The organism is Pseudomonas sp. 05T35 (assembly GCF_056396605.1).
This window is the reverse complement of record NZ_JBFTLU010000493.1, coordinates 1-6,023: the sequence shown is the minus strand read 5'-3', so window position 1 is coordinate 6,023 and position 6,023 is coordinate 1. Positions and strand designations below refer to the sequence as shown.

The 6,023-nt window shown below is 57.8% G+C and carries 5 protein-coding genes; all 5 read right to left on the bottom strand.

All coding sequences use genetic code 11. The annotated features are described in order from the left end of the window. Window positions 1–1,536, bottom strand: a 1,536-nt coding sequence (nuoC, locus tag AC1DH9_RS25895) for an NADH-quinone oxidoreductase subunit C/D (protein WP_477809051.1), incomplete at its 3' end; no start/stop codon positions are given. A 73-nt stretch (window positions 1,537–1,609) separates the two neighbouring features. Next, complete coding sequence (locus AC1DH9_RS25890) at window positions 1,610–2,284, bottom strand: NuoB/complex I 20 kDa subunit family protein (protein ID WP_019689823.1); 675 nt, start codon at window positions 2,282–2,284, stop codon at window positions 1,610–1,612. 10 nt (window positions 2,285–2,294) lie between these two features. Next, window positions 2,295–2,708 (bottom strand): NADH-quinone oxidoreductase subunit A, encoded by a 414-nt coding sequence (locus tag AC1DH9_RS25885; RefSeq protein WP_019689824.1) that lies wholly within the window; start codon window positions 2,706–2,708, stop codon window positions 2,295–2,297. 502 nt (window positions 2,709–3,210) lie between these two features. After that, window positions 3,211–4,536: an isocitrate lyase gene (aceA, locus tag AC1DH9_RS25880; RefSeq protein ID WP_477809050.1), complete on the bottom strand. Its 1,326-nt coding sequence runs from the start codon at window positions 4,534–4,536 to the stop codon at window positions 3,211–3,213. Between the two features lie 498 nt (window positions 4,537–5,034). Continuing rightward, the gene (locus AC1DH9_RS25875) at window positions 5,035–5,856 is read right to left on the bottom strand and encodes a secretin N-terminal domain-containing protein (RefSeq protein ID WP_427547280.1); all 822 of its coding nucleotides are present in this window, start codon (window positions 5,854–5,856) and stop codon (window positions 5,035–5,037) included. Window positions 5,857–6,023: the final 167 nt, after the last annotated feature.

Here is a 6,023-nt window from a genome sequence, read left to right as displayed (position 1 = left end):
GTGCGTGATCAAGGTCTCGATGTGCTGCAGCGTGCGCTCTTTCGGCGGCGGCGTGGTCAGCGGGTGATCCGCCTTGTACGGGCCTTCCGGCATGTTGCGCAGGCACTGGTCGATGATCTTGATGCTCTGGCGCATTTCTTCCACGCGCACGATGCAACGATCATAGGCATCGCCATTGGCCGCCAGCGGTACTTCGAATTCGAAGTTCTCGTAGCCGGAGTATGGACGGGCTTTACGCAGGTCGAAATTGCAACCGGTCGAACGCAAGCCTGCACCAGTGACGCCCCATTCCAGGGCCTCTTTGGTGTTGTAGGCGGCGACGCCGATGGTCCGGCCACGCAGGATGCTGTTGTCCAGTGCGGCTTTCTGGTATTCGTCCAGACGCTTTGGCATCCACTCGACGAAGTCCTTGACCAGTTTTTGCCAGCCGCGCGGCAGGTCGTGGGCGACGCCACCGATGCGGTACCAGGCCGGGTGCAGGCGGAAACCGGTGATGGCTTCGATCACCGTGTACGCCTTCTGGCGGTCGGTGAAGGTGAAGAACACCGGGGTCATGGCGCCGACGTCCTGGATGTACGTCCCCAGGAACAGCAGGTGGCTGGTGATCCGGAAGAACTCGGCCATCATGATGCGGATGACGTCGACCTTCTCAGGCACCTTGATACCGGCGAGCTTCTCGACCGAGAGCACGTACGGCAGGTTGTTCATCACGCCGCCGAGGTAGTCGATACGGTCGGTGTACGGGATGAAGCTGTGCCAGGACTGACGCTCGGCCATCTTCTCGGCACCACGGTGGTGGTAGCCAACGTCCGGCACGCAGTCGACGATCTCTTCGCCGTCCAGTTGCAGGATGATGCGGAACGCACCGTGAGCGGAAGGGTGGTTCGGACCCAGGTTGAGGAACATGTAGTCCTCGTTGGCGCCGGAACGCTTCATGCCCCAGTCTTCAGGCTTGAAGCGCGCAGCTTCTTCTTCAAGCTGATGCTTGGCCAGCGTCAGGCTGAACGGGTCGAACTCGGTGGCACGGGCCGGGAAGTCCTTGCGCAGCGGGTGACCTTCCCAGGTCGGCGGCATCATGATGCGGGTCAGGTGCGGGTGGCCGGCAAAGTTGATGCCGTACATGTCCCACACTTCACGCTCGTACCAGTTGGCGTTCGGCCAGATACCGGTCACGGTCGGCACGCTGAGGTCGCTCTCGGACAAGGCGACCTTGATCATTACGTCACTATTACGTTCGATCGACATCAAGTGATAGAACACAGTGAAGTCGGCACCGCTCGGCAAGCCCTGGCGCTTGGTGCGCAGACGCTCGTCCACGCCGTGCAGGTCATAGAGCATGACGTACGGCTTGGGCAGGTTGCGCAGGAAGGTCAGGACTTCGACGAGTTTGGCACGGGCAACCCAAAGCACCGGCATGCCGGTGCGGGTGGCCTGGGCGCTGAACGCCTCAGGGCCAAAACGGTTGTTCAATTCGACGACCACATCCTGGTCGTCTGCCTTGTAAGGCGGGATGTACAGAGCACTGCCTGTAGTCATGGTTTTTTTATCGCTTTCGGTCAACGTAAAGAATGAAGCCAGTTTCTCGTTTCTTTGTAAGAACAGATCTGGATCAGACTTCGTCGGGGCTGCGCAGGTTGGTTACCTGAATACGCTGTTCGCGGCGCTGTTCCTTTTGCGAAGGCATCTCGGCGCGGTAAACGCCTTGATCGCCAACGACCCAGGAAAGTGGGCGACGCTCCTGGCCAATCGACTCCTGCAACAGCATCAAGCCTTGCAGAAAAGCTTCAGGGCGGGGCGGGCAGCCAGGCACGTAGACGTCCACGGGCAGGAACTTGTCCACCCCTTGAACGACGGAGTAGATGTCGTACATGCCACCGGAGTTGGCGCACGAACCCATGGAGATAACCCACTTCGGCTCGAGCATCTGCTCGTAGAGACGCTGAATGATCGGCGCCATCTTGATGAAGCAGGTTCCGGCAATAACCATGAAATCCGCTTGACGCGGCGATGCCCGGATAACCTCGGCGCCAAAGCGCGCGATGTCGTGGGGCGCCGTGAAGGCGGTGGTCATTTCCACGTAGCAGCACGAAAGACCGAAGTTATACGGCCACAGGGAGTTCTTACGCCCCCAGTTGATCGTGCCGTTAAGCACGTCTTCGAGCTTGCCCATGAAAATGTTTTTGTGAACTTGATCTTCTAACGGATCGGAGACGGTTTCCCGTGCGCCGATCGGATACTGCTCGTTAGGAGCATCGGGGTCGATCCTGGTGAGATTGTATTGCATCGCCAAAGCCTCATTGTTTCAGCTTCGCCTGCCGCTTATGACGAGCTGCCGGAGCCCAATCAAGGGCGCCCACTCGAAATAGGTAGACAAGACCTGCCAACAGAATTGCTATGAAAACGAGAGCTTCGACGAATCCGGTCCAGCCGCTTTCGCGGACGGACACAGACCAGGCAAAGAGAAATAGGGCTTCGATATCGAAGATCACGAACAGCATCGCGACCAGATAGAATTTGGCTGAGAGCCGCAAGCGGGCGCCACCGGTAGGTAGCATGCCGGACTCGAACGGTTCGTTTTTGCTGCGGCCCCAGGCTTTTGACCCGAGGAGGCTGGAGACGCCGAGCATGAAGGCGCACAGGCCGCCGACACCCAGAAGGAAAATGGCAAAGCCCCAGTTGTGGGCCATGAGTCCTGTCGCTTCGGGCATGCTGGTAATCCTTAACAGAGAGCAAAGGTCTCTGAGCTTGAAAAGAAATAAAGCAGTGACGATATGTCGCAGCAATCAATCGCGGTGATTTTATGGCACAACACCGTGCAAGTAAAATTCCTGTAGCGAAATTATTTATAAGAATAAGGACATAGCGCACCTCAAAAGGCCTGCAGCCCATGCATTGCGGGCATTAGCCGGGGTTTTGTCAATAATGTTTTGTGCGTGTTGTAACGAACATGAATCACGCCAAATGATAATCAATATTGTTTGTAGTGGTTTTTGAACTGTTAGTCGGGGTGGTGGCTGGAAAGTTGCGCTTACATACCGGCTACGTATCGACTGGAAGGCCGCTATCGCGAGCAGGCTCGCTCCCACAGGGGGGGGCTCCTTTCAAATTGCGGGCAAAAAAACGCCCCGAACCAGTCGGGGCGTCAGATGTGCGGCATACCGGTTAGTTTTTTAGCTGGTCCGGAAGGGCCGTTTGCTCAGGTGAAGCGGATCAGTGGAACTGTTCTTCTTCGGTGGAGCCGGTCAGTGCAGTCACCGAAGACGAGCCGCCCTGAATCACGGTGGTCATGTCGTCGAAGTAGCCAGTGCCCACTTCCTGCTGGTGCGCCACGAAGGTGTAACCCTTGGCCGCGTCAGCGAACTCCTGCTCTTGCAGCTTCACGTAGGCAGTCATGTCGTTGCGGGCGTAGTCGTGCGCCAGGTTGAACATGCTGTGCCACATGTTGTGAATGCCGGCCAGGGTGATGAACTGGTGCTTGTAGCCCATGGCGGACAATTCGCGCTGGAACTTGGCGATGGTCGCGTCGTCCAGGTTTTTCTTCCAGTTGAAGGAAGGCGAGCAGTTGTACGACAGCAGTTGGTCCGGGTATTCCTTTTTGATCGCTTCAGCGAAACGACGGGCTTCGTCCAGGTCCGGTTTGGCGGTTTCGCACCAGATCAGGTCGGCGTACGGCGCGTAGGCCAGGCCGCGAGCGATAGCCTGGTCGAGGCCGGCACGTACTTTGTAGAAGCCTTCCTGGGTGCGTTCGCCAGTCACGAATGGCTGGTCGTACGGGTCGCAGTCGGACGTCAGCAAATCAGCAGCGTTAGCGTCGGTACGGGCCAGGATGATGGTCGGAGTACCGGCAACGTCGGCTGCCAGACGAGCTGCGATCAGCTTCTGAATGGCTTCCTGGGTTGGAACCAGTACCTTGCCGCCCATGTGGCCGCATTTTTTCACGGAAGCCAGTTGGTCTTCGAAGTGAACGCCGGCAGCGCCTGCTTCGATCATGCTCTTCATCAGCTCGTAGGCGTTCAGAACGCCACCGAAACCGGCTTCAGCGTCGGCAACGATCGGTGCGAAGTAGTCGATGTAGCCTTCGTCGCCCGGGTTCTTGCCGGCTTTCCACTGGATCTGGTCGGCGCGACGGAACGAGTTGTTGATGCGCTTGACCACGGTCGGTACGGAATCGACCGGGTACAGCGACTGGTCCGGGTACATCGATTCTGCAGAGTTGTTGTCTGCAGCAACCTGCCAGCCCGACAGGTAGATCGCCTGGATACCGGCTTTAACTTGTTGTACCGCCTGGCCGCCGGTCAGGGCGCCCATGCAGTTGACGAAATCTTTCTCGGGGCGGAACGCTGGCTTGGCACCCTGGGTAACCAGGTTCCRGAGCTTCTCGGCGCCCATTTTTGCAAAGGTGTGCTCAGGTTGAACCGAGCCACGCAGACGGACGACGTCAGCAGCGGAGTAAGTGCGTGTCACGCCTTTCCAGCGCGGGTTTTCAGCCCAGTCTTTTTCAAGGGCTGCAATTTGCTGTTCGCGTGTCAGTGCCATGGAGATAAACCTCGTCGCATAGGTCAGGTGGAAAATTCCTGTTGCCAGATACGCACATTCAAATAGGGCGTAGATGGCTGCTCGCTGACCAGAAGCTTAGGCGGTCAAGTCGGGTCTGGCGGGGAAGGCGACGGGATGAACGATGGGCTCGAGGATGAAAGCTGAGCAGGTAAGGGCGAACTGGCGGGCGCATTCGGGCGTCGTGGGCCTTTATACGATCATCAGTGTGTTGCCGGGCTACCTATTACGCTTCCGTCCCTCGGGACAACTTCGTTCCAGTCGCAACCTCGTCAAACACACCTTGTGGGCGGTACAGACACGAATCGGCTCAGGTCGGTAAGGTTAGAGCGCGACCCGAAGGCCCTTGCCAGGGCCCCTGATTAGCGGGAGCGAGGCCATCATGCCTTCGCTTTTTTGGCTCGTCAAACGTTTTGTAGTGCTATTTTTCAAGCACTACATCTTTAGTCTAATACGACTAATCAGTCAGTTTTTGGTGTGCTAGTCCAAGGTGTCGACTTTGACTCGCAACGTCATGTCATCCCGCCCCTGAGTAGAGTAGCTGCGGCTCATAGCCTGTTTATCGGCTTGAGTCTGGCGGTTGACGCCAGCCAGAGTGATCCACTCGCCCAGGCGACCGCTGACGGTTGTGTCGGTACTTTGCACGTTCACTACATCGGGACGTTCCTGGCTCATCCGGTCACGGTTGGTACTGATTGCCAGGTGTACGATGTCTCCAGTGACGCTGGCGGTGACATAGAAACCCTGGGTGACGTTGCGGTATTGGGTCTGGTTTTGCTGGTGAGCGTAGTTGTTGAGCGGGTTTTGCGATTGGCCGGAGGTATTGGCCTGGGGCTGGCGGGAGGTGTTTATCTGGTTTGGCAGGCTGGTGTAGGTGTCGGTCTGGGTGGTGGTCAGCGGCACGCTCTGGCCGATCTGGATCAGGGCGGGCGTACCTTCGCTGGTCTGGACCTGCTGGATGCCGCCTTCACGACTATCGGTGCTGTAAGTGATGATCTGCGTTTGCCGATCGGCGTTGTTTTGCTGGTTGTTTTCGTTGGTGTCGACCGTGATCAGCAGGCGCTTGGGTGCGGTGTCGAGCTGTGCGATCAGGGCTTTGAGTTCGTTGATTTTGTCGGGTTCGGCGTTGACGATCAGTTGGTTGCCGTAGGCGCTGACCTTGCCGTCCCTGCCGATAAAATTCTGCGCCACCGGCAGCAGGTCGGCGCTGGTGCGATTGTTGAGCTGCACCACCTCGGTAGCAGCGACGACCGAAAAACTGCAGGTCAGCAGCAGCGTGGTGAGCAGGGTGCGTAGGGACATGTCCGTTATCTCCGCGATCAAAGGCTTGAGTTTGCCAGTTTGTCGGCCTGCGATGGGGCAAGTTGAATCGTAGACAGCAAAACGCCCCGACATCGGAAAATGTCGAGGCGTTTTGTGGTGTTCTGTCGGGCCTCATCGCGAGCAGGCTCGCTCCCACAGGTTCGGCG